The sequence below is a fragment of the Corynebacterium sp. ACRQJ genome (genome assembly GCF_022346045.1).
Lineage (GTDB): Bacteria > Actinomycetota > Actinomycetes > Mycobacteriales > Mycobacteriaceae > Corynebacterium > Corynebacterium evansiae.
Map to the genome: position 1 here is coordinate 252,197 of NZ_JAKRMT010000001.1, position 22,806 is coordinate 275,002.

21 protein-coding genes and 1 pseudogene are annotated in these 22,806 nt (G+C 58.4%); 10 read left to right on the forward strand and 12 right to left on the reverse strand.

Annotation, left to right across the window (positions count from 1 at the left end; genetic code table 11):
- Positions 1–13 precede the first annotated feature (13 nt).
- From MHX52_RS01200 to MHX52_RS01210, 3 genes are read right to left on the reverse strand one after another with little or no spacing between them, the layout of a single operon-like run.
- Entirely contained in the window at positions 14–3,103 is a 3,090-nt protein-coding gene (locus MHX52_RS01200) for a type I restriction endonuclease subunit R (protein WP_239316145.1), read from the reverse strand.
- Positions 3,096–4,301: a restriction endonuclease subunit S gene (locus tag MHX52_RS01205; protein WP_051890832.1), complete on the reverse strand. Its 1,206-nt coding sequence runs from the start codon at positions 4,299–4,301 to the stop codon at positions 3,096–3,098. The genes MHX52_RS01200 and MHX52_RS01205 overlap by 8 nt, the downstream gene beginning before the upstream one ends.
- A complete protein-coding gene (locus tag MHX52_RS01210) occupies positions 4,301–5,674 on the reverse strand; it encodes a class I SAM-dependent DNA methyltransferase (protein WP_370642190.1) in 1,374 nt (457 codons plus the stop codon). The genes MHX52_RS01205 and MHX52_RS01210 overlap by 1 nt, the downstream gene beginning before the upstream one ends.
- Before the next feature lie 247 nt (positions 5,675–5,921).
- On the opposite strand from MHX52_RS01210, the gene MHX52_RS01215 reads away from it, so the two are divergent.
- From MHX52_RS01215 to MHX52_RS01225, 3 genes are all read left to right on the forward strand, one after another.
- Positions 5,922–6,191 (forward strand): hypothetical protein, encoded by a 270-nt coding sequence (locus MHX52_RS01215; RefSeq protein WP_068539488.1) that lies wholly within the window; start codon positions 5,922–5,924, stop codon positions 6,189–6,191.
- Positions 6,166–6,714, forward strand: a complete 549-nt coding sequence (locus MHX52_RS01220) for a hypothetical protein (RefSeq protein ID WP_083200675.1) — start codon at positions 6,166–6,168, stop codon at positions 6,712–6,714. The genes MHX52_RS01215 and MHX52_RS01220 overlap by 26 nt, the downstream gene beginning before the upstream one ends.
- A gap of 374 nt (positions 6,715–7,088) precedes the next feature.
- Positions 7,089–7,253, forward strand: coding sequence for a hypothetical protein (locus MHX52_RS01225; RefSeq protein ID WP_153245987.1), 165 nt, complete (start codon positions 7,089–7,091; stop codon positions 7,251–7,253).
- Positions 7,254–7,347: 94 nt separating this feature from the next.
- On the opposite strand, the gene MHX52_RS01230 is transcribed toward MHX52_RS01225, so the two are convergent.
- Both MHX52_RS01230 and MHX52_RS01235 read right to left on the reverse strand, forming a co-directional pair.
- Positions 7,348–7,794, reverse strand: a complete 447-nt coding sequence (locus MHX52_RS01230; RefSeq protein WP_080971947.1) for an ankyrin repeat domain-containing protein — start codon at positions 7,792–7,794, stop codon at positions 7,348–7,350.
- 20 nt (positions 7,795–7,814) lie between these two features.
- A complete protein-coding gene (locus tag MHX52_RS01235; protein WP_141741113.1) occupies positions 7,815–8,084 on the reverse strand; it encodes an RHS domain-containing protein in 270 nt (89 codons plus the stop codon).
- A gap of 162 nt (positions 8,085–8,246) precedes the next feature.
- Between MHX52_RS01235 and MHX52_RS01240 the strand changes: the two genes are divergently transcribed.
- From MHX52_RS01240 to MHX52_RS01250, 3 genes are all read left to right on the forward strand, one after another.
- Positions 8,247–9,326, forward strand: coding sequence for a TIGR00366 family protein (locus MHX52_RS01240; protein ID WP_070487436.1), 1,080 nt, complete (start codon positions 8,247–8,249; stop codon positions 9,324–9,326).
- Positions 9,327–9,701: 375 nt separating this feature from the next.
- Complete coding sequence (locus tag MHX52_RS01245; protein ID WP_141741112.1) at positions 9,702–10,178, forward strand: hypothetical protein; 477 nt, start codon at positions 9,702–9,704, stop codon at positions 10,176–10,178.
- Between the two features lie 334 nt (positions 10,179–10,512).
- Entirely contained in the window at positions 10,513–10,695 is a 183-nt protein-coding gene (locus tag MHX52_RS01250; RefSeq protein ID WP_049050027.1) for a hypothetical protein, read from the forward strand.
- Here the strand turns inward: MHX52_RS01250 and MHX52_RS01255 are convergent.
- Positions 10,689–11,072: a hypothetical protein gene (locus tag MHX52_RS01255; protein ID WP_049050028.1), complete on the reverse strand. Its 384-nt coding sequence runs from the start codon at positions 11,070–11,072 to the stop codon at positions 10,689–10,691. The two genes, MHX52_RS01250 and MHX52_RS01255, sit on opposite strands and share 7 nt — an antisense overlap.
- A 1,119-nt stretch (positions 11,073–12,191) precedes the next feature.
- On the opposite strand from MHX52_RS01255, the gene MHX52_RS01260 reads away from it, so the two are divergent.
- The gene (locus MHX52_RS01260; protein ID WP_049050030.1) at positions 12,192–13,106 is read left to right on the forward strand and encodes a hypothetical protein; all 915 of its coding nucleotides are present in this window, start codon (positions 12,192–12,194) and stop codon (positions 13,104–13,106) included.
- Between the two features lie 140 nt (positions 13,107–13,246).
- On the opposite strand, the pseudogene MHX52_RS01265 reads toward MHX52_RS01260, so the two are convergent.
- Positions 13,247–14,395: pseudogene (locus tag MHX52_RS01265) on the reverse strand (IS3 family transposase).
- Positions 14,396–14,726: 331 nt separating this feature from the next.
- Here MHX52_RS01265 and MHX52_RS01270 point away from each other — a divergent pair.
- A complete protein-coding gene (locus MHX52_RS01270) occupies positions 14,727–16,499 on the forward strand; it encodes an ABC transporter ATP-binding protein (RefSeq protein ID WP_049050031.1) in 1,773 nt (590 codons plus the stop codon).
- Positions 16,499–18,247 (forward strand): ABC transporter ATP-binding protein, encoded by a 1,749-nt coding sequence (locus tag MHX52_RS01275; protein WP_239316148.1) that lies wholly within the window; start codon positions 16,499–16,501, stop codon positions 18,245–18,247. Before MHX52_RS01270 ends, MHX52_RS01275 begins: the two co-directional genes overlap by 1 nt.
- 94 nt (positions 18,248–18,341) lie before the next feature.
- On the opposite strand, the gene MHX52_RS01280 is transcribed toward MHX52_RS01275, so the two are convergent.
- Both MHX52_RS01280 and MHX52_RS01285 read right to left on the reverse strand, forming a co-directional pair.
- Complete coding sequence (locus MHX52_RS01280) at positions 18,342–18,590, reverse strand: hypothetical protein (protein WP_193393350.1); 249 nt, start codon at positions 18,588–18,590, stop codon at positions 18,342–18,344.
- Positions 18,591–18,778: 188 nt separating this feature from the next.
- On the reverse strand, positions 18,779–19,495 hold the full coding sequence (locus MHX52_RS01285) for an IS3 family transposase (RefSeq protein WP_049050034.1): 717 nt from the start codon (positions 19,493–19,495) through the stop codon (positions 18,779–18,781).
- 682 nt (positions 19,496–20,177) lie between these two features.
- Here MHX52_RS01285 and MHX52_RS01290 point away from each other — a divergent pair.
- A complete protein-coding gene (locus MHX52_RS01290) occupies positions 20,178–20,573 on the forward strand; it encodes a hypothetical protein (protein ID WP_049050036.1) in 396 nt (131 codons plus the stop codon).
- A 43-nt stretch (positions 20,574–20,616) separates the two neighbouring features.
- Here MHX52_RS01290 and MHX52_RS01295 read toward each other — a convergent pair whose 3' ends face one another.
- Genes MHX52_RS01295 through MHX52_RS01305 form a run of 3 tightly spaced genes read right to left on the reverse strand, consistent with a single transcriptional unit; the run spans position 20,617 to position 22,689 of the window.
- Positions 20,617–22,308, reverse strand: coding sequence for a DUF262 domain-containing protein (locus MHX52_RS01295; RefSeq protein WP_049050037.1), 1,692 nt, complete (start codon positions 22,306–22,308; stop codon positions 20,617–20,619).
- Positions 22,309–22,360: 52 nt separating this feature from the next.
- Positions 22,361–22,516, reverse strand: coding sequence for a type II toxin-antitoxin system YoeB family toxin (locus MHX52_RS01300; RefSeq protein WP_255721193.1), 156 nt, complete (start codon positions 22,514–22,516; stop codon positions 22,361–22,363).
- 26 nt (positions 22,517–22,542) lie between these two features.
- Positions 22,543–22,689: an antitoxin YefM gene (locus MHX52_RS01305; protein ID WP_049050039.1), complete on the reverse strand. Its 147-nt coding sequence runs from the start codon at positions 22,687–22,689 to the stop codon at positions 22,543–22,545.
- Between the last annotated feature and the right edge of the window lie 117 nt (positions 22,690–22,806).

Below are 22,806 nucleotides of genomic sequence, written 5' to 3' on the forward strand. Positions count from 1 at the left end.
TCGCCACTAAGGACTATTCGTCCAACTTCCCCATCTCCTTAGCGGCAGCCATCAGCTCTGCCAGTGCTCCAATCACGCCGTGCAACACGTCTCGGTCGCTGGAGAGTAGCGCGTCGCGTTGCTGACGCTCAGCGATTCCCGAGAAAATTGCCTTCGTCGCCTCGCCTTGGAATCTCTTGGAGCGCTTCAGCTGCTCCTTGTTATTGGTTCGTCCTAGCTTCAACGCTTCAGGCTGAGCGGAGAGCGTTCCCCACGCAGCGACGATCATCTGCGCGGTTTCACCGGAGGTCACATCCACCCCCGCCATTGAGAAGATGTCGTTGACCTTTTCGACTGCCTCGTCGAATGCAGCGCGTAACGGGGTGGCATCCCCGCCGACGGTGACGTCGAAAGTTGGCACCTTCAAGGCTTCCCCTCCCCCGTCGGTCAATGACCGATCGACCTCGATCTCGTTTTGGGTGATCGCAACACCGGCCAGTGAGAGTCCGGTGATGAAGTCTTCATCCTCGTCGTCGTACTCCGAAAGGTGAAGGTTGCGCTCCAGCACGGCGGCGAGCATCGCACGCTTGGAAACCTCCGCGTCTGCGTAGGCGACGATCTGGGAGAGGAATTCGTAGGCGTGGCGGTACTTTTCCGCGTTGGACTTGAAATTGTGTGCATCGGCGTGCCCATCTTTGCCAGAGTCCCGTCGAACCTGCCACCGCCGGATGATCGGCGCGGCCGCACCGCGGAGCGCTTCCGAGTCGGTGCCGTCCATGTAGATCTGCGCGACCTGCTCCATCTCCTCGGGCGTGTAGAACCCGGAGGTGTCGAGCTCTTCACCGAGGGTGTGCAGCGCGTTCGGGTCGATGTCCGTGTCGATCGCTGCACCCTCGTAGTAGCGCTTAAAGTCCTTAATGATCATTTCCGGATCGTTGACGAAGTCCACCACCATCGGGGTGGGCTTGTTCTCGTGGATGCGGTTGAGCCGTGAGAGCGTCTGCACGGTGGTGACGCCGGAGAGCTGCTTATCGACGTACATCGCGCACAGCCGGGGCTCGTTAAAGCCGGTCTGGAACTTGTTCGCGACGATAATGACGCGGTAGTCCTGCTCGTCGTCTTTGAAGGCGCGCTCGACGTCGGAGACACCGTTGAGCTGGACTTCCGTGACAGGTTCGGAGTTCTCGTCAACGCGCACTGCGTCTGAGAAGGCCACTAGGGAGCGGAAGTCGTAGCCATTGGACTGGATGTAGCGGTTCATTTCCTCCGACCAGCGGACTGCAGCCTTTCGGGAGGAGGTCACGACCATCGCGCGAGCCTGGCCGCCCAGGTGGTGGGCGACGTTGCGGCGGAAATGTTCGATGACGACCTCCACTTTCTGCGCGATGGAGGTTGGGTGCAGGCGGACGAAGCGCACCATGTCGGTGACTGCTGCAGACTCGTCGACTTCCTCGGTTCTTCCCAGCTCGTCGCGGACTTCGGCCCACATTTGGTAGGTCGAGTAATTGCCGAGCACGTCGAGAATGAAGCCCTCCTCGATGGCTTGCCCCATTGGGTAGGTGTCGAAAGCGACGAATTGGCCGTCCGGGGTTTCGGTGCCGAACAGTCGCAGGGTCTTTCCCTTGGGCGTCGCGGTGAGTGCCACGAAGGTCATGTTTTCGGCGACGGCGATGGCTTCCTGCCGCAGTTCCAGCAGGTCGTCGGCGGTGTACTCCTCCCCTTCGTCGAGTTCGACATCCGTGAGTAGCTCGCGCAGCGCTGAGGCACTGGAACCGGTCTGGGAGGAGTGCGCCTCGTCAGCGATGACGCACCAGCGCCGGCCCGCGAGGTCTTGCTCGTTTTCAAGGAGCTTGAGCACGTGCGGGAAGGTTTGGAGGGTGCAGGTGATGATGTGGTCACCCTCCTCGATCGCCTGGCGCAGCTGCGGGGATTTCGCCCCGGCGTTCTCGCTGACGGAGACCACCAGTCCCATGGAGGCGTCCATCATCTGCATGTCCTGGCGGACGTTAGTGTCCAGAGCCGTGCGGTCGGTAACGACGATGACGGAGTCGAAAGTCTTCTGTCCGTCTTTGTCGACGTGCCGGATGAGGCGGTGAGCCAGCCACGCAATGGTCTTGGTCTTGCCGGAACCCGCTGAGTGCTCGATGAGGTAGCGCCCGCCGGCACCGCGTCGGGTGACGTCCCGGGTGACGCGCTCTACCGCGCGGAGCTGGTGGTAGCGCGGGAAGATGAGTTTGCCTCCCGGGGTGCCGCGCTTTGGCTTTGCATCGGGTTCCCACACTGCGAAGTCGCGCAGGATGCGGAGGAACATGTCGCGTTCCAGCACTTCCTCCCACAAGTAGGAAGTTTCGGATTTGCCGGGGATGGGAGGGTTTCCGGCGCCACCGTCGACGCCGCGGTTGAAGGGAAGGAAGAAGGTATCCGAGCCTTTAAGCGCAGTAGTCATGTAGACCTCTGCATTGGAGACGGCGAAGTGGACGAGCGCGCGGCCCGGCTGCAGCAGGCGGCGAGCTGGGCTCGGCACGCGGTCCTCCCGGTACTGCTTGCGAGCGTGGGCCACGGACTGGGTGCTGTCCGTCTTCAGCTCCATCGTCACGACTGGGATGCCATTGACGGTGAGCACGAGATCGATCGTCTCGTTGGTTTTCGGGTCAAAGTGCACCTGGCGGATGACACGCAGGATGTTGTCTTGAGCGCGCTCGGCAACCTTCTCCAGCAAGGGGTTCGCCGGCGGGAAGGCCACCATGGGGCCGAAGCTGGCGGAGCGGGCGCCGACCTGGGCGTATTTGAAGCCCTCCCGCAGGGTGCCCAGCAGCCCGCCGAGTGTTCTCCCTGACTGCGGATCCTTCCGGGTTCTGGACTCAAGCTGCTCGGCGACGCGCTCGAGGAGTTTGCGCTGTGCGACCTCGCGGGTGGCCTCCGGGGCATCCGCGGGCACGGCCTTGGCGTATTCCTCCGGGTATTGGGTGGAGAGCCACTGCAGCACGTCAGCCGGGTAGAGCGCGAGACGCCGATCCCAGCCTTGATCGTTCTTGCCTTCCTCGTAGGTCCAGCCGCGCTCGGCGAGTGCCTTGCATATGGCGCTCTCGTGCGCTTTTTCGCGGGTGATTTCCGTGTTAGTCATGGATGGTCTCCTCGGCGGCGGGGATGTCGATTTGGCCGGTCACGGCCGCTGCAATGACGACGGCACGGCGCTCGGCGAGCAGGTCGCGCAATTCGGTGATGTCGGCGAGCATAGCGTCGATCTCGGAGGTTTCGCGGGCGATCTCGTCGACGATTCGATGCTGTTCCTCGAGCGGTGGCAGGGGTACTCGATGCTGGCGCAAACCGCCCAGATCAAGAGTGGGGACAGGTCCGGAGCGCTCCAGCACATTAATGTCCACCATCGAAAGAGCATGTTCTAGAAATTTTGCCTCGATCTCGGGAGTAGGAATTAGCGCCAACATGTTGTTATCGATACAACAGGGCTTTGCGTTTCGAACAAAGCGGCCTAGAAGCAGAGCCGCGCCAATCTTAGCGAGCAAAACACTTCCATCCGGGATCACGTGTGCCCGGAGAGTAGCGGCGTCTTCCCGACTAATCGAGTTCCGATCATCAACGATCGTTCCGTCACTACCAGTCATGGAAAGCGATCCAACTTTGTAGAACGGCAGCTCCTTCCCCTCCTGCCCTTGGAGCCTATGGGGAAAACCACTACCTGAAATCATCTGCACGAGTGTTCCGAGTTTAGGCGTCGGCCACTTCACGGAAAGCCGAGAGATAGTGCTGGTCAGAACCGCGGACCGGCGCTCTGTTAGCAGCGACTCCATCTCGTCCAGGTCGGCGCTCATGGCGTCAATTTCGGCAGTTTCGTGGTCGAGGTAATCCGCAATTGCGCGCTGGTTCTGCAGTCGCGGAAGCGGCACACGTACTTGATCCAGGCGCTCCGGTTGAAGATCCCACTGCGCTGGACGAATCCCCTTCGAGTTCGCAGCGTACAGATCGATATAAGGCCCGGAGCGCAGAACATAGTTCAGGTATCGAGAATTCGCCTCGTGGCGCGGTGCATAGACGAAGTATGCCGGAGACACAATGCCCCGGAATTCCGAAACTCCGAGAGACCCTTGCCATGCCTTCATCTTGTTGAAAACAAGGTCCCCCGGTTTGACCAGCTGATATCTACTGATTTCTGCTCCGAGGCGGTTGTTGTTGTCATCACGCCCTTCCCTCTTAACCACGCCGTAATCACGGTAGACGGATAACAGTTCCTCATCCGGGAAACCGGTACGGGCCACACGACTGAAAAGACTCCAGAAGGGCACGTTTCGGGTTTGTTCCTCCATTACTCCCGCACCTCCGCGAACTTCTCAGCCAGACGGCCCATTACCGTGGCCACGTCGGCGTCGATTTCCTCCAGTGAGCGCACCGGAGCTGGACGATAGAACACGCGCTTGAACGGGATCTCATAACCCACCTTGGCGGCCTCCTCATCCCAGGTGACGTCCGGTGCGAATGGGAGAACCTCGCGGGCCATGTGATCGTCGACGTCCTCGGTCAGCGGAATCCGCTCCGTCATGGAAAACGCCGGGTCAAGGATCGGGTTGCCCTTGCGGTCCACGCTGGGATCGGCGTTCTCATCCGGGACACCCACGGCGTCAAGCACCACGTCGATCAAGCCGGCGAGCATCTTCACGCCACGATTCTTGGCCGCAGCCTTCAGTGCCTCCGGCAAGTCGTTGAACTTCACTTCTGCCACGTCGGCGAGCACGTCCGCGTGCTCAGACACGGCAGACTTGTGCTCCATCACCTGTGCCACGGCCTCCGGCGTGACCTCAACGCGCAGGCGCTTCTGCTTGGTGATCTCCACGTCCCGGAAGCCCAGGTCCGCAGGCGTGAGCACTTTCGAGATCTCAGTGTCCTTAAACCCGGCGTACTCTTCGAGTACGCGCTTGCGGTCTGGCTCCTTCATCTCCCGGCGCTTCTCCCCCAGACCCTTATCCGGTACCGACCAGCACTCGGAAGCATCGATCATCTGAACGAAGCCCTTGCGGTGCTCCTCCTTGTTCGTATCCAGGAACCAAACATAGGTGGAAATTCCGGTGCCATAGAACATATTGGTCGGTAACTGGATGATCGCGTCCACTAGGTCGTTTTCCAGCAACCACGCGCGGATCTTGTCTGGGCCCGATTCTGGAGCACCGGTGAATAGCGGCGAACCATTCGAGACCACCGCGCCACGACCGCCAGAGCCATTCGGACCCGCGGGCATGAGCTTTGACGCAACATGTGCGAGGAAAAGCATCTGCCCATCATTCTTACTCGGCAGGCCGTGGCTGAACCGGGAGCCTGGCACTTTGGCCTGCTCCTTCACCGACTTCTGCTGAACCTCCCAGTCCATGCCGAACGGCGGGTTGGAGAGAATGTACTCGAACTGCTCACCCTCGTAGAGGTCAGTGAGCAAGGTATCGCCATGGCGAATGGCGTCCGGCTCCCCGCCCTGGATGAGCAGGTCGGCCTTACCGATGGCATAACCGGTGGACATCAGTTCTTGGCCTGCAAGCACCACCTCGATATCCGGGTTGAGCTCCTTGAGGGCACGTGCGGCAACGAGCAGCATGCCGCCGGTGCCCGCAGTCGGGTCGTAGACCGTATCAAGTTGGATGCAGGGGCTTGTGGTGCGCGGATGACGCAGATGGGGCGAAACTAGCTCGCCGATAGGGAATACGTGCCGTGGCGCTGGTCATTGAGTGGTCTGCTCGGACGGTGTGGATCCGCGATCTGGTGCGATCGGGAGGTGGAGTCCGGCGATGTGAACCCCGACCGGCAAGGCTGAGAGTGAGGCGCTAAAAGGTGGGGCGAGCGCCAAAAGGTAGTGCCGGTTGCGACTTGCTATTAGCAATGAACAGAGCGTGTAGGTACGTGACGCAAAGACAGGATCCGCCGCCATCCACTACTCCGATCTGGTGACAGTCCACGCCCGCCTGACGTACCGGCTGACCAGCTTCCTCCTCGAAAATCTCGCCGCCGGGGACAGCGTCGAGTGGATGGCCGCATTCCGCGCCCAACGTCACGCAGCCATCGTCTTCACGATCAGCGAGTGGGAGCTGTACTGGCTGGGTACGCGTGTGGATCTGCGAACCTTAGAAAAGGATGTAATACTGGCAAGCACAGTTGTGCATCACTATTTGAATGAGCAAGGAGTCAAGAATGAAGTTATATTCTATTTACAGTAAACTGCTTAATTCAGAGTCTTACATAGAGCTGATGAATAGGGATAGATCGGAGATACAATCTTATTTCTTATATGACGAAGGCGAACTAACTACGAAACCTAAATTTAGAGGACAGGAAGGTTTCAGTACCAAGAATATTAAACTTACCGATAAATATGACAGCATAGATAGTCTGTTGGTTTTTTCTGCTGATTTTTATGAAAAAATGAGGCTTCTACTCGAAGACGAAATGCAGTTTTCTGAAGCAGAGCTAACAATAGGTGGTGAAATCATCAATTGTTATATTGGGAAAATAACCAACATTCAAAGCATTTTAAACGAAGAGGAATCAGAATATGATGAGTGGCTAGGGGATGAAGATGAGCCTTTTGTAGAAACGCCAGTATTTATGAAGGAGATTCGCAATACTGTTCATTGTGCTAAAAACACATCCCGACAATATATCGTAGCATTTACAGAGCTGTTTAAACAACAGGTAGAACAAAACGGTTTAAAAATTGATTTTCAAGAGGTTAAACAATAATTTATTCGACTCTCTGATTTAACAGGACCTAATCAAGGCCATAAGGGACATTAAACCTAATGAAGTTCAGCACATGCGCGATGAATAACTAACGACGTGATCGGTGCCGCACAGAATCCTTCAAAGATTTCTTGACGACGAACGAAGACGCTACAGGAATGGAAATCCGTCTTGCCGGTGGGGTCACACATCGAGTTCCAATTCAGAAGTGAGCCAACCACGGACACAATGCCCATGATCAAAGTCGCGCACTCGCAGTGGGCCCGCAAAGAAGCTGTAATCTGCCCGCTGTTCATGGTAGGTTCGCCCCTCTCCTTATCCCTGCATCTCTGCACCAATGGGGCCTTTTCCGGTATCCCATCTACCGTGACCATATGGCCCCAGAACGCATCAGCTTCCCCACCGTCACCAACGCGATCATCATGATGACCCAGTGCGGCAGCGCAGAGGTGCTCCCGGGCGAAGGCAGCCCAACGGGAGATCGCTTTGATGCCTTCGTTGAAGCGTGGGACTCGACCGCCACATGCTTGGTGCGCTGACCGGGCACGCCATTTGACAATGGTTTAAAGCTACTTAAAACCCATATCATCCAATAAAAGGTGTTCCTATAAATGGGGGCTTAGACTCTGTATTTCAATTATGCAATAAGTCAATTGGCGCAACACCTGAATCATTTTCCTTGCTTTTATCCGCACCTCTTGCAAGCAAAAGTTTTGCCGTTGAACTATTCTCATCTGGAGAGTTCATCGCTGCACGCCAAAGCGGTGTATTACCCCAAGCATCCACTGGATCAATCTCAGCACCGTTATCAAGTAGCAACTCAGCCATATCGCAGTAATCATGAATAGCCGCTATGTGCAAAGCGGTCATACCTTGATTGTCGACGGCAGACAGATCATAGTTCTGCTCGATTAAATATGACACCAGGCTAAGATTATTTTTAGCAACAGCTAATGAGAAAAAAGTTCTGCCATCTCTATCTACTGCATCAATACCATTTTTCTTTATAAATGCATCTAAAGCCCGCTTATCATCTGAATTAGTAATAAGCTGAATCATTTGTTCGTCCATAGTTGACATAAAAATCTCACTTTTCTATTTTAGTACTGACTTTGAAAACGATGATTATTCTTCACCTGCTCGTCAGCGGCAGACCGGCTCATGACACGGGTTTCACCCCATGCCTTAGCTTTGGACCCCCGCACTACTTCCTGACCTAGGTTCATCAACAGTTGTGGGGTACCGAGGTGATCGCACACATAATGATAAAGTTTCGATGTTGCTGGAATTTCTTGTGCTAACTCGGCCTGCCACTTCCGTGAGCCGAGTAGTTCCGCTTGTGCATCACTGCTATCAATGTATTGTGCCAAGGGCACAAATTGACCATCTTTGTAGAGATACTACACATTCAAGGCCATGGCCGGTGCGTTCTGCAAGTCACGTCCCGGATTGGCTGCATGTTTGCCCAACTGCTGACCGCTTCGCTCTTCTGAAGCAATGGTTAAACCTTCCCAATCATCGTCTATGACCACGTGATCCGTCTGCAAATCTCTTCGCCACGTGCCGCTATTGTTGCAGCGACGCTGGTGGGCGGCATTGGTTCGTGGTTGAACTGGGGCTTCGGCCTGGTGATGGGCGGCATTGTTGCGCAGAAGCTCGCGATGAACGTTAAGGGCCTGCACTATCCTCTTGCGATTGCGGCCGGCTATTCCGGATTCGCGGTCTACGGCATCGGGCTTTCTGGTTCGGTTCCTTTGTTGCTCGCGACGCCTGGCAACTTTATGGAAGAGAAGGTCGGCCTAATTCCGCTGACGGATACTCTGTTCTCTCCGTACCTGTTGCTGACGAACCTTGCGGTGTTCATCATTTTGCCGATTTTCAACATGTTGTTGCACCCTAAGGATCCGGCGAAGGTGCGTGAGATCAACCGGGAAGATTTCCCTGCGGTTTCCGTAAAGCCTGTGCAGGAAAGCACCCCAACCATTGCTAGCCGTCTGAACAACTCCCGCGTTGTGGGGATCGGTTTCGGGTTGATCGCGATGCTGTTCGCAGTCCGCTACTTCGTCAAGGGCGGCACGCTAAACCTGGACACGGTGAACTTCATGTTCCTGTTCCTCGGAATTCTGTTGTTCATGCGGCCTTCCGCCTTCCTCGCGGCAGTCAACGATGGTGTCAAGGTTGTTGCCGGCATCATCATCCAGTACCCGTTCTATGCGGGCATCATGGGTATTTTGAGCGCGTCTGGGTTGGCCGTTGCGTTCGCTGACGCGTTCGGTAGCTTCGCTAGCGCGGAAACTCTGCCGTTTTGGTCGTTCATTTCTGGCGGTATTTTGAACATCTTGATGCCGTCTGGTGGCGGCCAGTTCGCAGTCCAGGGGCCGGTCATGGCAGAGGCTGCGGCCGCGCTTGGCGCGGATCACGCTGCGACCGCGGTTGCAGTGCAGATTGGTGACCAGTGGACCAATATGGTTCAGCCGTTCTGGGTTCTGCCGGTCCTGGCCATCTCCGGTCTCAAGCTGCGCGACGTGATGGGCTACATGGTCCTGATCCTCATCGTGCTGGGAATCATCTTCGCTGTTTCGGTTCTGGTGTGGGGCTCCATGCTCGCCTAAACCACCGGCCTGAGACAGGCTAAACACACGAGCGGGGGTTGTCGCGATACATCGCGACAACCCCCGCTTCCGTCTCTGTGTCAACACACCACCCCCGGGTTTACCTGCCGTTCACCATGGGCGGCTAACGTGATTTCAAAAGATACTTCCTTAACCTTAGCGTCAGGTTCCTGCAGTTCCACCAGCGAAAGCGGTGGAACTGCACCGAAGATAAAGGACGTCGCTGTGACAACCTCACCAGAAGCACCGAATACTTCGAAAACTCCGATGGCTCGCAGGCTTCTCAAGAAGGTCCCGCCTCAGATCCGAATTATCTTCGTCGTCCTCGGATTACTCCTGATCTTCGGGCTGTTCTCCCTAGGGATGCAACTGTTCATGCTCCTGGTCGTAGTGATGTCGGAAGTGCCGTGGGTCGCATCAGGGATTCTCCTCGGGATCTTCCTCATACTGCTCCTCCCAAGCAAGGGGTGGACCGTGTTCGGTACCCTCCTGTTCATAGTCGGGGCCATCGTCAGCGCGATCGCGGACGTCCCTGGCAACCCGATCTACAACGCGCCGTTTGAGGCACTGTTCCTCAACGAGGGCGAATACCTCTCCGCTAGCGTCATCATCGAGCACCCCACCCAAGGCGAAACAGCCGTCACCCCCGACAACATCATCGTGGATGCAGAGGGCAACGAGCTCCGCGACATCAACGACTTCCTCACGTTCCTCTACCGCCTGGTTCTGTATTCCGTCATCTACGGCGTACTCATCACGCTGCGCGGCTTCCTCGCGAAAATGAAAACCACATCCACGAGCGCCTCCCCTCGCAAGAAAGGGAACGACGAGGCTCACCTCAAGACGCCTTAGGCACGTCGGCGGCGCATCACCATCAACAACGCCATACCCGCCACAACAGTCACGGCCGCCAACGCGGCTGGCACAACCTCAGCCCCCGTGCGGGCCAACGCTCCCCCAGCCTCCGATGCGGTGCCTGCGTTATCGGTTCCACCAGCGTCCGATGGGGTGCTTGCGTTATCGGTGCCGTCAGCGTTGTCGGTGGCGTCCGGTTGCGCTGGGTCGGCTGGCTGCCTGCTGGGGTTTTGTGTTTGCGCTGGTCAGGTCCACGTCGTTAGTGCCATGAGGGCCACCATTGTCGTGGCTGTCATATCTCTTGTGGGATTTTTGTGGGATTCTGGCCCCCATGGTTTTTCTTGACGATGCTGACACCTACCCCGTCGTCGATCAGGAGCGTGTGCCGGCAGAGGAGTGCGGAATTCTCGGGGCGGCGCAGCAGGCGCCGCGGGAACTGCGCATCGAGCACTCGACGATCCAGCTCGAACACCCCGGGCAAGTCGAGCACGAAGCGGTGTGCGGGGATCAGTAGAAGGCCACCTCGGCGCCCCCGTACTCCACGACGGTGTAACCCTCGGTCTCGGTGGCGGCGAACTGCAGGCCCCGACCGTGCTCACGATCCTCCGCCAGCCAGAAGGACACCCCGAAGCGCCAGCGTTCCAGGGGTTCGGACAGCACGCACACGCTGGTCAGCTCAGGTACCTCACCGTCCGGAAATTCCTCCCGGATCCGCTCCCGTGCTACCGCCAACCACTCCGGTGCCTCTTCGAGAGCCTCAGCGATGCGCGCCGTCATCTCCGGTGACAGGGGAGCGTAAGCCGCATCGAGGTCATCGGAGAGGATGAGGCGGACCTGCCCCTCGCCCGGAATCTCGACGAGCGTCTCGAAATCGTGGAACTCGTAGTTCATGGTTTCTAGTGACCGCGGATGGCGGTGTCCTCCATCATCTCGACGTCATACTGCGAGATCTCGGCGGCCGGGGGCGGTGCGCAGGTCGCCGTGGAGGTCCTCGCACTCCAAGACGGCGTCCGCGTCCACAGGCTCCCGCAACCGGTTACTTCGGGATCCCCGAAGGTGGCATTGACTTGTCATGGGGTGATCTTTGGGGCCACAAATCCGTCAATGAGCGGCCCCGACCAGGAGCCCACATTCCAGACACTTTCCTCGATGAATTGGAAGAAAATGGATGTAAGGCTCTCGTTGAAGGCCGCGATTGGTCCTGTGAGCGCACTCGCCATGATAGAGCTTCCCTTGTGATGAAAACGGTTTTCCGTGCTTGTGTTTCCAAGATTATAACCGCTCAGAGATTAGGTGGCTGCCCTTAAAGCGCAAGATTTCTCGAGCGATTGTCATGGGCGGTTACCCCTGGAGAGCCTTTTCCGTTTTGTGTTTTGTCTGGCTCGCTATTCTGGCGGGCAAGATCGAAGCCGTCCCCATGAGAGGGCAATGACAACAGCACGTGAATAGCCTCCTCGCTAGTTGAACCAGTCAGGCAGCTAAATCGCAGTTCGCGCGCGTTTGTATCCCTCGTGCTATGAAAGTTTCGCACAACCGGTCACGATGGATACAAGACCCCAGTGCGGAGTGGCGCTATCGGATAGCGTCATTACCGGCTATGAACTGGGAATTCGTCCCAGTGCTACCGTTTGGAGATTAGCTTGCTGAGCCGCTAAGTGTCCGGCACGCCGCTACTCCGGCTGGCGTCCGTAAAGGGGTGAACCAGTCGGGATTTCGCGCGCAGTAGTGAAGATGCCTACGTAGCACCTTCCACAGACTGAAATGTATCGAGAGGCCTGCACATGACATCCATGCCGGATCGCGGTGGTTTATTGCTTTGCGACGCCCACCACCTCCCCGCAGGAGCGTGCCCACGGGGCCTCCGCCGTCGACTTCCACGTCAGCATCAGCCGCCACGACAGCGATCACGCCATCGCCATCACGATTGCCAGTGCGGTTCTGGTGAGGTGAAGGTCATCGCCGCGATACCGGTAAGCTGAGGGCGTGATGAAACTGGGGCACGTTTATTCGATGGCGAGCATCGTCGAAGCGCTGCTGCACGCGCCGACGCCGGGCGACGAGCCCCGAGACGTTGATTCGGTGGACGTCGATTCACGGGGCGTTGTTTTTGGGACGCGGGAGTTTTGTCTTTACGGCCCTTCGTCCGAGGGAGGTCTTCGAGCGGACGGCACCTACCTCATCGATGAGTGCCCCAAGGTCGGCGACGATGGCCGGGAACTTCTTCCCGAGGCAGCCACCGCCGCAGGCCTTGAATTCCTCGCCATGGGGGAGCACCTCGAGGATGTCGTGTACAGTCTGCGGCTGCAGGGAGCGCCCACGGATGTGGCGACGTGCGTCGAAGCGATCAACCACTATCTGGCGCACGACGTTTTCCTCGTCGTCGATGGTCCATCCGGTGTGAAGGCGCTGTCCGACGTCGTCGCCGACCGTGACCTCCTGCGGAAGAACCGGGTGGAATCAGTCTCGCTGGTGCTCGGGTTGTCGGTGCGCAAGGTGCTCGGGCAGGAGACGGCCGATGCGTTACTCGCGCTCCACGGCCACCAGCTGGCAACCGCGGTGAACATTGACGTCGCCGCCTGGAACCAGTGGAGCCAGAGCTCATTTGCGGGTCGGGTCACCGGTGGAGCCACTCATCGGCTGTTCGCGTGGGGACACGGCGGCGATGCGTGGGCGGTGCGCACCGACGACCCGGCAGCGCCCGTCGTGTACTTCGGCGCAGACGGGGAGGACGCCAGGGAGGCGGTGGATCTCGGCGTCGACGTGGCGCCCTTCCTCCGCATCGCCGACGCGTGGCGGGCGCGGGAATCGAAGCGGTTCGAACTCGGACCGGATCCGGCCGCGCACCCCATCCTTGCCGAGTTCCGCGAAAGAGTGGCGTCGCTGGTACCGGTGCCGACCGACTCGTGGCCGTGGCCCTACGAGTAGGCGAACAGGGCGGCGGCGGGCCGTCGTAAAGCATGGTGCCTGACACGGCTCACCCTCACACACAAATAGTTTGGTGTCCTCGTCATTCCCTCTTACTTTTGTGACAACAAGGTCACTTTCCACCTGACCTGCCCCCTCGGTTAGGTCCGGACGTTGTGCGAGTCGTCGGTTTCCATTTGATGGGTGCACTGCCGAGCGTAGTCGGCCCGTGTGAGATAGCCCAGCGATGAGTGCCTGCGGTCGTGGTTGTACTCGGTTTTCCAGTCGCTGATCACCACGCGGGCGTGGAGCAGCGAGTAGAAGGTGTTGATGTTGAGGCACTCGTCTCGGATCCTGCTGTTGAACGACTCGATGTAGCCGTTGCGCCACGGTGACCCGGGCGGGATGTAGCTCAAGCCGGTGCGGGTGCCGGCCCAGTGCGCCATGGCCTCACTGATCAGTTCGGGCCCGTTGTTGCAGCGCAGCGTCGCTGGGGCGCCGCGGACAGCGACGAGCGCTTCGAGGTGGCAGGTGAGCTTCGTGGCGGTGATCGAACGGTCGACCAGGCCTGCGATGCATTCGCGAGTGTGCTCGTCCACGATAGAGCAGATCTTGATCGGCCGGCCGCGTTCGTCGCTGTCGAATTGGAAGTCGACCGTCCACACCAGGTTCGGCGCCGAGGCGGAGGGCGCGCCGGCGGTGGAGACACCCACACATTTGCGGCGGCGACGTTGCCGCACACGGAGGCCCTCCTCGCGCCACAGCCGCTGGATCTTCTTGTGGTTGACCATCCAGCCCTCTGCGCAGGGCGTCGTGATACGCCCTGCGGTATCTCCATCTTGGGTACTTCTTCGCGTACGCCCAGAGCCAGTCGCGTAATGCCCGGTCCGGATCCGCGGCCGTTTCCCGGTACAGGGGGCGCCGGTAGGCCGAGCGCGACAGCCCGGCCAGACGACACGCCATCCGCTCACTCACCCGCAGTGTCCGGATCAGGTGAGCGACAGCGGCGCGGCGTCTGCCCGGGCCTAAAAGTTTCCCTCCGCCAACTCCTTCAGCGCGGCCTTCTCCAACTCCGCCTCGGCCAGCAGCCGCTTCAGCGTGGCGTTCTGCTTCTCGAGTTCCTCGAGTCGTTTCGCGTCGTCGGCTTTCAACCCACCGTACTGGTTCCGCCACCGGTAGTACGTCTGCTCGCACACGCCGAGCTCGCGACATACCGCCGCGACATCGGCGCCATCAGCGAGCAGCCTGCCAGCCTGCCCGAGCTTACGAACCACCTGCTCCGGCGTGTGACGCTTCCTGCTGTTTGTCATGATCTGACCAGTCTCCCTGCCCGAAGCCTCGAGCACCACGACAACTCTCACAATGACTGGACCTACAAAAGGGGGCCAGGCCACAGGCTTGCAGGCTTCTATGATTTTAGGGTAGCCTAACCATATACGCTATTCATGCGAAGTCTTCATTCCAGCAAGGAGATATCGTGACTTCATCGCAACCTGGCGTTACACCTAGCCCTGCCCCCACAGGAGCGGCCTCCACGACCGGCGCCACTCGCCGCGGGCTGGCTCCGGACGCGCCGCATCGTTTGAACAATCGCGGTTGTTCCAACTAGGGCACCGCACTTGAATTTCACTGAGGACTGCTATGAATTCAGAAGAATCTACTACGCATCCGGAACCGTCGACATCCGGCAACACTGGCGTCGAGAAGCGAAAGGCAGGGCAAAAGGCCTTGCAGGAGCTATTACAGCCAGTGCAATGGCGCATTCGCCTAGCGCAGCTCCTCGCGCTAGGCTCCTGCGTGCTTGCCGTAGCACCGTACATCGCCCTGGTCAGGCTTGGCGACGTCTTGCTCACGGCCTACCAGGAATCCGCCACGGTGGACTCTGAACGAGTCAAGAACATCATTTTTTGGCTTGTCACAGCATTTTTGTGGCAGGCGGGCCTCTACTTCCTGGCGTTGCTAGTCACGCACCTGGCGGATCTGCGCTTGGTGCACGTGACCAGACTGAGGATCGTCGACACTATCTCCCGGGTGCCTCTATCCTGGTTCGGGCGCAACAGCTCCGGGCGAATCCGTAAGGCAGTAGAAGACGACACCCGGACGCTGCACACGCTGGTGGCACATGCGCCGGTGGACATGATTATGGCGATCGGCGTCCCGCTGGGACTGCTGATTTTTAGCTTCATTGTTGACTGGAGGCTCGGCCTGCTGAGTATCGCGACCATACCCATCTACTTTGCCCTCCAGATGCTCTCCATGAAAGACATGGGAGCAAAGACCGCCGAGATGGACACCTACCTCGGTGAAGTCTCCTCCAGCGTGGTCGAATTCGCTGAGGGGATCAGCGTCGTCAAAGCGTTTGGCACCACGGGCAAGGCCCATAGTCGCTACATTACCGCCGCGGAAAACTTCGCCGACTTCTACTACGCATGGGTAGGCCCGTTGCTGAGAATCGGTGCGCTGAGCGAATCCGTCGTCGGGATCCCGCTGATTCTCCTGGTCAATATCGGCGGTGGTGTCCTCTTCACCGACGCCTCGGCCGCCGAAATCCTGGCCACCACACTGGTCGCACTGATCCTGCCTGCGACAATCCAACAGGTCGGCATGATGACGTGGTCCTACCAGCTAGCGGGCAATGTGGCGCTGCACCTCAAAGGAGTCCTCGATGTGCCGCCCATTGCCGAAGGTAACCTCGACAAGCACGACTGGGGTAGCGGCGACGCCGTCGACGTCGCATTCGACAACGTCACATTCTCCTACAACGATGCCCCACTGATTCAGAATTTCTCCGCCACGCTGCGGCCCGGGACGGTCACGGCCCTGGTCGGGCCGTCAGGAAGCGGAAAATCCACCCTGGCGATGATGCTAGCGCGCTTCCAAGACCCGGAGGAAGGACGAATCACCTTCGGCGGTGTTGATATTCGCGAGTTTAGCTTCCCCCACCTCTACCGCACTGTTTCATTTGTTATCCAGGACACGCAGCTGCTCCGCATGAGCATTCGCGACAATATCCGCCTGGCCAAGTCAGATGCCGACGACGATGCCGTGTGGCAGGCGGCGCGTCAGGCACATATCGCGGAATTTATCGAACAACTGCCAAACGGGCTGGACACCGTCATGGGCGAGGGCATCAACGTCTCGGGCGGCCAAGCCCAGCGCATCGCCATTGCCCGGGCAATTCTCACCAACGCCCCCATCCTCATCCTCGACGAGGCCACCACAGCCGTTGACCCAGACGCGGAAGCCGAGATTCAGGCAGCGCTCAATGAACTAGTGAAAGGCAAAACCGTACTGGTCATCGCCCACAAACCCGAGGCCATCGCGGGTGCCGACCAGATTATTGAGCTCGCGCCGGGGCACGCCCAGAAGCTTCAGCAGGCCGGGCAGTCCCAGCAGGAAGGAAACACGAACTAATGTCATCGGTGTCCACCATGCTAAAAAACTTGAACGCGATACAAACCGAGACCGGAGCGGCCAACTCCAAAAAACACTTAAGCCTCATGGCTGCGGTCGGCGTCACCGACGGGCTGGCAATCCTGACCCTATTGCCGATTACGCAGCAGCTCTCCGAGGCCAAGGTACCCACGGTTCCGCTAATCATACTGCTTGTCCTTACCCTTGTTGGCTTTGGGCTCCGCTACGTGACAACCCTGCTGGGCTACTCGGTTGCTCTGGACTTCCTGCGCAGCGCTCACCAGATTGTGGGCGATAAGCTGGCCACGCTCCCCCTTGGCTGGTTCCGCCCTTCGCGTACCGGAGGGCTCTCCAGCCTGGTATCCGACAAGTTCATGCAGGCGACCGAGCTATTCGCCCATCAATTGGGCATCCTCGTTCGCGAATTAGCTGTTCTAGTGACTCTCACCATCGGTGCATTCTTCTGGAACCCCTGGTTAGGGCTCATCTTCATCGTCCTCGGACCCATCGTCATCGCCGTGATGACCGGTGCTAATGCGCTCAAAAAATCGGCTGCCAACCGGGCACTGCCGGCGAGCAAAGAACTGTCCTCTCGTATCCTCGAATACGCCCGCAACCAGTCCACGCTCCGCGCGGCTGGCCGCAACAAGGAATTTGAACCGCTTGCCGACGCCCTCGACGCCGACTTCCGGGCACGGCGCAGGGAACTGTGGGTAGCGACAGGTGCGCTGGTCCTCACTGGCCTGAGCACCCAGATCTTCGTCGTCGCCATCATCGTGCTGACAGCATGGCTTGCCGCGGATCAGAGTCTGCATCCGCTGGTGGCTTTGGCGATTGTTGGCATCGCCTTACGTTTTTCGAAAATACTCGACAATTTGGGCGAAGCTTTCGTCGGCCTGGATGGCGGCCGCCTGACGCTCGACGAAATCTCGACAATCACCACCGCGGCATCGCTGCCGGAGCCTGCTAACCCACAAACTGGCGACAATTCCGGATCCGTCGAGTTGGATCAGGTATCCTTCGGCTACCACACCGACTCCGGCGACCATACCCCAGTGCTTTCCGACGTTTCCTTCAGCGTCGCCCCACACACGGTCACGGCGATTGTGGGCCCTTCCGGCTCCGGTAAGACGACCATTTCGCGGCTCATTTCACGGTTCTTCGACGTCGATTCCGGCACAATTCGGGTCGATGGTGTCGATATCCGCGAGATGGGCACCGAAGAACTCATGTCCCGCCTGTCCATGGTGTTCCAAGACGTCTATCTCTTCGACGACACGCTGTACAACAACGTTGTCGTCGGCAAGCCCACGGCGACGCGCGAGGAGGTGCTGCGCGTCGCGGACCTCGCCGGCGTGACAGAAATTGCGGATCGGCTCGGCTGGGATGCCGACGTCGGCGAGTCCGGCGGGCTGCTCTCCGGTGGCGAGCGCCAGCGCGTCTCTATCGCGCGAGCTCTCCTCAAAGACGCCCCCATCGTGCTTTTCGACGAGGCGACCTCGGCCCTCGACGCCGAAAACGAAGCCAATATTCTCGCCTCCATGGAGGCACTGCGCCAGCACTCGACGTTCATCGTGGTTGCACACAAACTCGACACCGTCCGCGGCGCCGACCAGATTGTGGTGCTCTCCGATGAGGGCACTATTTCCGAGATTGGCACCCATGAGGAGCTCTACGCCGCAGGCGGCGACTACCGCAGGTTCTGGGAACGCAGGTCACAGGCTGCAGGATGGAGCATCTCCGCCTAAAGGCCGCCTCTATACCCACGTGTCCACACCTATTCCGGCAACTCGAAACATATAGAGTGAGGCGACTAGCGTAGTGAGCGTGGGTAGACACTATCTAGAACCAGACAAACAGGATCATCAGCAATTCCCGCCGAAAGAGCACGGGGACAATCGCGATCGGGTTCATCCAGACCGGAATGATCGCGGATGCGGCAATCACCTCGGCGAAGATCGGTGCGCTGGACGCTGGCAAGATCACCACTGGTGTGCTTAGTGCCTCGCGTATCGGGGCGAGGTCGATTACGGCGGACAAGCTCGCAACGAACGCCACCCAGGTGGGATTAGCTGGATGGAACCAATCCATTCGTATCAGTCCCACGCAAATCGCCTGGTACAACGGGTCCACGTTGGAAGGGACCTGAACCGCACTGGGTTTCGTTCCGGTCTTCTATTGAGACGATTGGGATATGCCCCAGAAGTATCCAGCGTCGTCTCGTGCCCGTGCGGTACGGATGGTGTTCGGTCTGGATCGCTCCGAGTTTGGTGGAGAGTTCATAGCGGTACGCCAGCCACCACTGGCCGACTGGTTTCAGTGTAGTAGTGTTCCTCGAACTGCGCTGGAGCGAGGTCTCCGCAGCGCGAATGCGGGCGGATGTGGTTATACCAATGCACCCATTCCAAAGTCGCGAATTCCAGAGCATCACGACCGGCCCACGGGCCCTCGCGCCACACCACCTCTTTCTTATATAGTTTATTCAGCGCTTCTGCTGCGGCATTATCATAAGAATCTCCAGTCGAACCGACCAAGGCTTCTATTCCAGCTTCACGCAGACGCTCTGTATAAGCAATGGAAACATACTGGCTTCCCTTGTCAGAATGATGAATTAACTGGTCGATGTTCCTGTTCTTTCGCTTCCTTTCCCATAACGCGTGCTCCAGAGCATCCAGCGCCAAATCGGTCCGCAAAGTCGTATCGACTCGCCACCCAACAATCATTCGGGAAAACAGATCCATGACGAAAGCGGCATAGACGAAACCACTCCATGTCGGCACATAGGTGATATCGGCAACCCAGCGAGTATCAGGAGTGTCTGCGGTGAAATCCCGCTTGACGAGGTCCCCCGGATACGAAGCGGTCTTGGGCTGCCGTGTCGTGGTCGTCGACCGGGCATTGGACACCCCGGCCAGCCCCAGGGCGCGTATACGGCGTTCGACCGTGCACCTGGCGATCGGCTCGTTCGGATAGAGCCGGCGCAGCATCACCCACACTTTCCGTACCTTTCGGTGAGATGTGGTACTTGAGTCGAAAGGCTAACTGGCGGTGGCCGCCCACTACTTTCCGGGCCCCACCATCAGCCAGCGTTACACCACACTAAGGGACGCAACCCCGCTGTGTTCCAAACGGCGGACTGATTGAGTTCCGCTGTACTCATCCGGGCATGCCTCCTTGGGCCGAAAGTCTCAGTGCCCCTACGGTAAACGCACTGTCCAAAATCGTTCTCGAGACACGCACGCGCTGTCTCGCCTTCTAGTGCATCACCCCGATAGACACCGGGCTGTCACCCTCGAACGAAATATCGAACAACTTCAATCTTTCAAGCCTTGCTGTCTTGCCTTATAGACCACCCTTAGCCACCGCCCCCACTCTCTAACGTGCTGCACCTACCCCACTTCACTACTTCAAGGTTTAAGAGCAGCCTCCCACCCCATCGTCAACCACTAGTTGACACCACCGTCAACCTATGGTTGACTTGCGGGCATGGATCCATTGACAAATATCCGACACACACTGCAAGCAGTCAGCCTCGCCGAACACGAATTGGAGGATGCCGTCACGCAAGCAAGGAACGCGGGACATTCATGGGCGGACATTGGGCAAGCGCTTAATGTTTCCCGCCAGGCAGCCTTCAAACGATTCGGTGCGGTGCGAAACCCCTTTACAGGAGAAACCATGTCCCCAGTATCAACCGACAAGCTCCCTGAGATTTCCGACGCGCTCATTCGCCACATTTCCAAGGGCGAAGAAGCAGAAACCGTTGAAATGCTCGATCCGCACGTCCGCGAGGACCTCCCCTGGTCCGTCATCGTGGACGTGTGGACATCGATCCTGACCGACTTCGGCGAGCTCCAGGAGATCACCGACCAGACGATCGTCCCCATCAAGGGCGCCCGCAACGCGGCCCCGGCGTCAGAAGCACTCTCCACAAAAAGCACAGGCACATCGGTCGTCGTCTCGACGCTCAACCACGAAGCCGGCGAACTGATGTCTCGGATCGCCGTCAGTCGAGAGGGCACGGTCGTTGGCGTTCTTTTCTTGACGCCCGACGCCACGGACTACCCGTTCTAAACCAGCCGAGCTTTCCGGGTGACCTGAAACAGGCGTTGGAGCCCTAGAGCTGCCATTCCTTTGCCAGGACACCCACAAGCTCACGCTGGCGCCGCTCCACGACTTCCGGGGTCCAAACCTGCTCGCCGAGCACCTGGGTGGTCAAAGCGAAGACCGCTACCCCCTTGCCCGACTTGAAGTACTTTTCCTTCTTGACGTCGAAGTCATAGTTGCGGGCGCGGGAGTTTGTCCGGCGGTTCAACAGCAACAGGTTTCCAAGACGATGGGTCCACTGTGCTGCCTCTTCCTCGTTGAAGTCCTGGTTCCACTGGCTACCCGGCGAAGGGTTCTGAGGTAATACGTGCTCAACGGTGATGATCCTGTGATCGTAGGAGGCACCGGGGTCAGCTGCCAGAACAGAGTCCAAACGCAACAAGACGTACTTACGCACGCGAGTCGACAAGTAGATCTCACCGTCCAGACGCTCCAACGTGTCTGCTCGTTCAGAATCGGAAAGGTGGAAGCCTGGAGCGTCAATTCCGTAACCTTCGTCAAGCTGCTTGAGCAGTTCCATGTAGCGCTGCTGACGAGGAGTGGCATAGACACGGCGAACGAGCATGCTGGCGGCCAGTCGTTCCAGCTTTGCGAAGAATGCGACCAGAAATTCCGGGTCTTCGCCGTGCTCGGTAAGCGCCCACAGTGCCGGAGGGCGCCAGTCATCGTTATCGAGCTGCGCCAAGCGCTTCAGCCAACTATTGACCTGATCCCAGTATGGGCCGGGGCCTTGGAAATCCTGGGAGAGCAGCCGGATATCGGCCTTTGCATAGGGCTCCAGAACCTCTCGAATGAATCCGCTGCCGTTGTTCGGCATGTATTCTTCCAGAACCTGTTCACGGAACTCATGGAGCAAGCTCTTAACACTACGAGTGCGGGCCTTAATGGCGCGGATGTAAAGAAAGAGGTCACCGAATTCATCGCGGCTCAGCTCTTCCTCAAAATGCTCCCACCTGTCCGCAAAGTGCTGCTTCTGGTCCTCTGGGATGGCACCGATGACCTGCGACTTAAAAATATCCTGCGGGGACAACGGCAAGCCACGGGCATTCATGACCGAGAAAATTCGATATGCGCTGTTGAGATCGGGCGTCGAAACCGTCACGAGGAAGGCGCGCTGTGCAATAAGGCGAAAGAGATCCTTACGAGTTTCAGCGGGCAGCTGTTGCAATTCCTCGTGCAGAGCCTTGGCGTTATCTCGCAGACCTCGCTGCGCATCGGTTTCCGGGATGTTATCGCTTAACTCAATCAGCCCGAGGGTGCTGCCTTCTTTCTGTACGTGCTCCAAGAAAAACTGATTGTCTCGCGGGCGCAGTGCCAGGCGTGGGCGCGCGGGAATATCGTCCCACTCCACTGCGGGCTTCTCGATGAGCTTGTGAATCGCTTCACGCAACCCCGCATCAGTAGCCAAGTCGCGCAGAATCGCGAGCAAAAGAGTAAGAGTGGTCAGGCGTTGCTGGCCGTCGATGACCTCAGCGCGGACAGCATTCGGGGCTTTAACCAAAACAATAGAGCCCAGGAAGTACGGCTCATCAGTGTCACGTTCCAGCGCCCCAACCAGGTCAGCCAGCAGCTGTAGAGACTCCTCGGTGCCCCAGGCATATGGTCGCTGGTATTCGGGGATAACGAACTCGTAGTCTCCGTCGTGCAGCAGCCGCCCAACGCTGATCTCCTTGGCATCGAGCTCTCTGTTTTCGCCTGCCACTCCATACTCCTATTCGTCAACTATTTTCATGCACCCACGTTATCCAATCTTGTCAGGAATCTGCTGCGAAGCGGCCCAACCTTACAGTCTCCAGGGCTTCAGGTTTGCCGATGCCCTGGTTTCCGTTACGGGCGATGTCCTTAATCAACCGATTAATTCTCTTTGGGGTGCGGCGATCCGCCGTCTGCCACCACAAATAGTCCCCCAAGGCAGACTCATTTCAAACGAGAATCATTAGTCCTCAATGAGGTCGTGGTGAGCGCCGCGCCCCCGCTCCAGGTTCTCGATGGAACCGAGGAGGCGGCAAGCGTTCTCGGGAGAACGCAAAAGGTAGGCAGTTTCCCGCAGTGATTCATACTCGGTATAGCTAATCGGCTTCACAGCGCACCTCCTGTCCTGAAAACCGCCGCAGGTCGTGTGCCTTCAATACTATCTGCCCCACTCGGGGTAGAAATCACCTCCATTGGCGAGTTACCAACCCCTGTGAGGCAGACTACA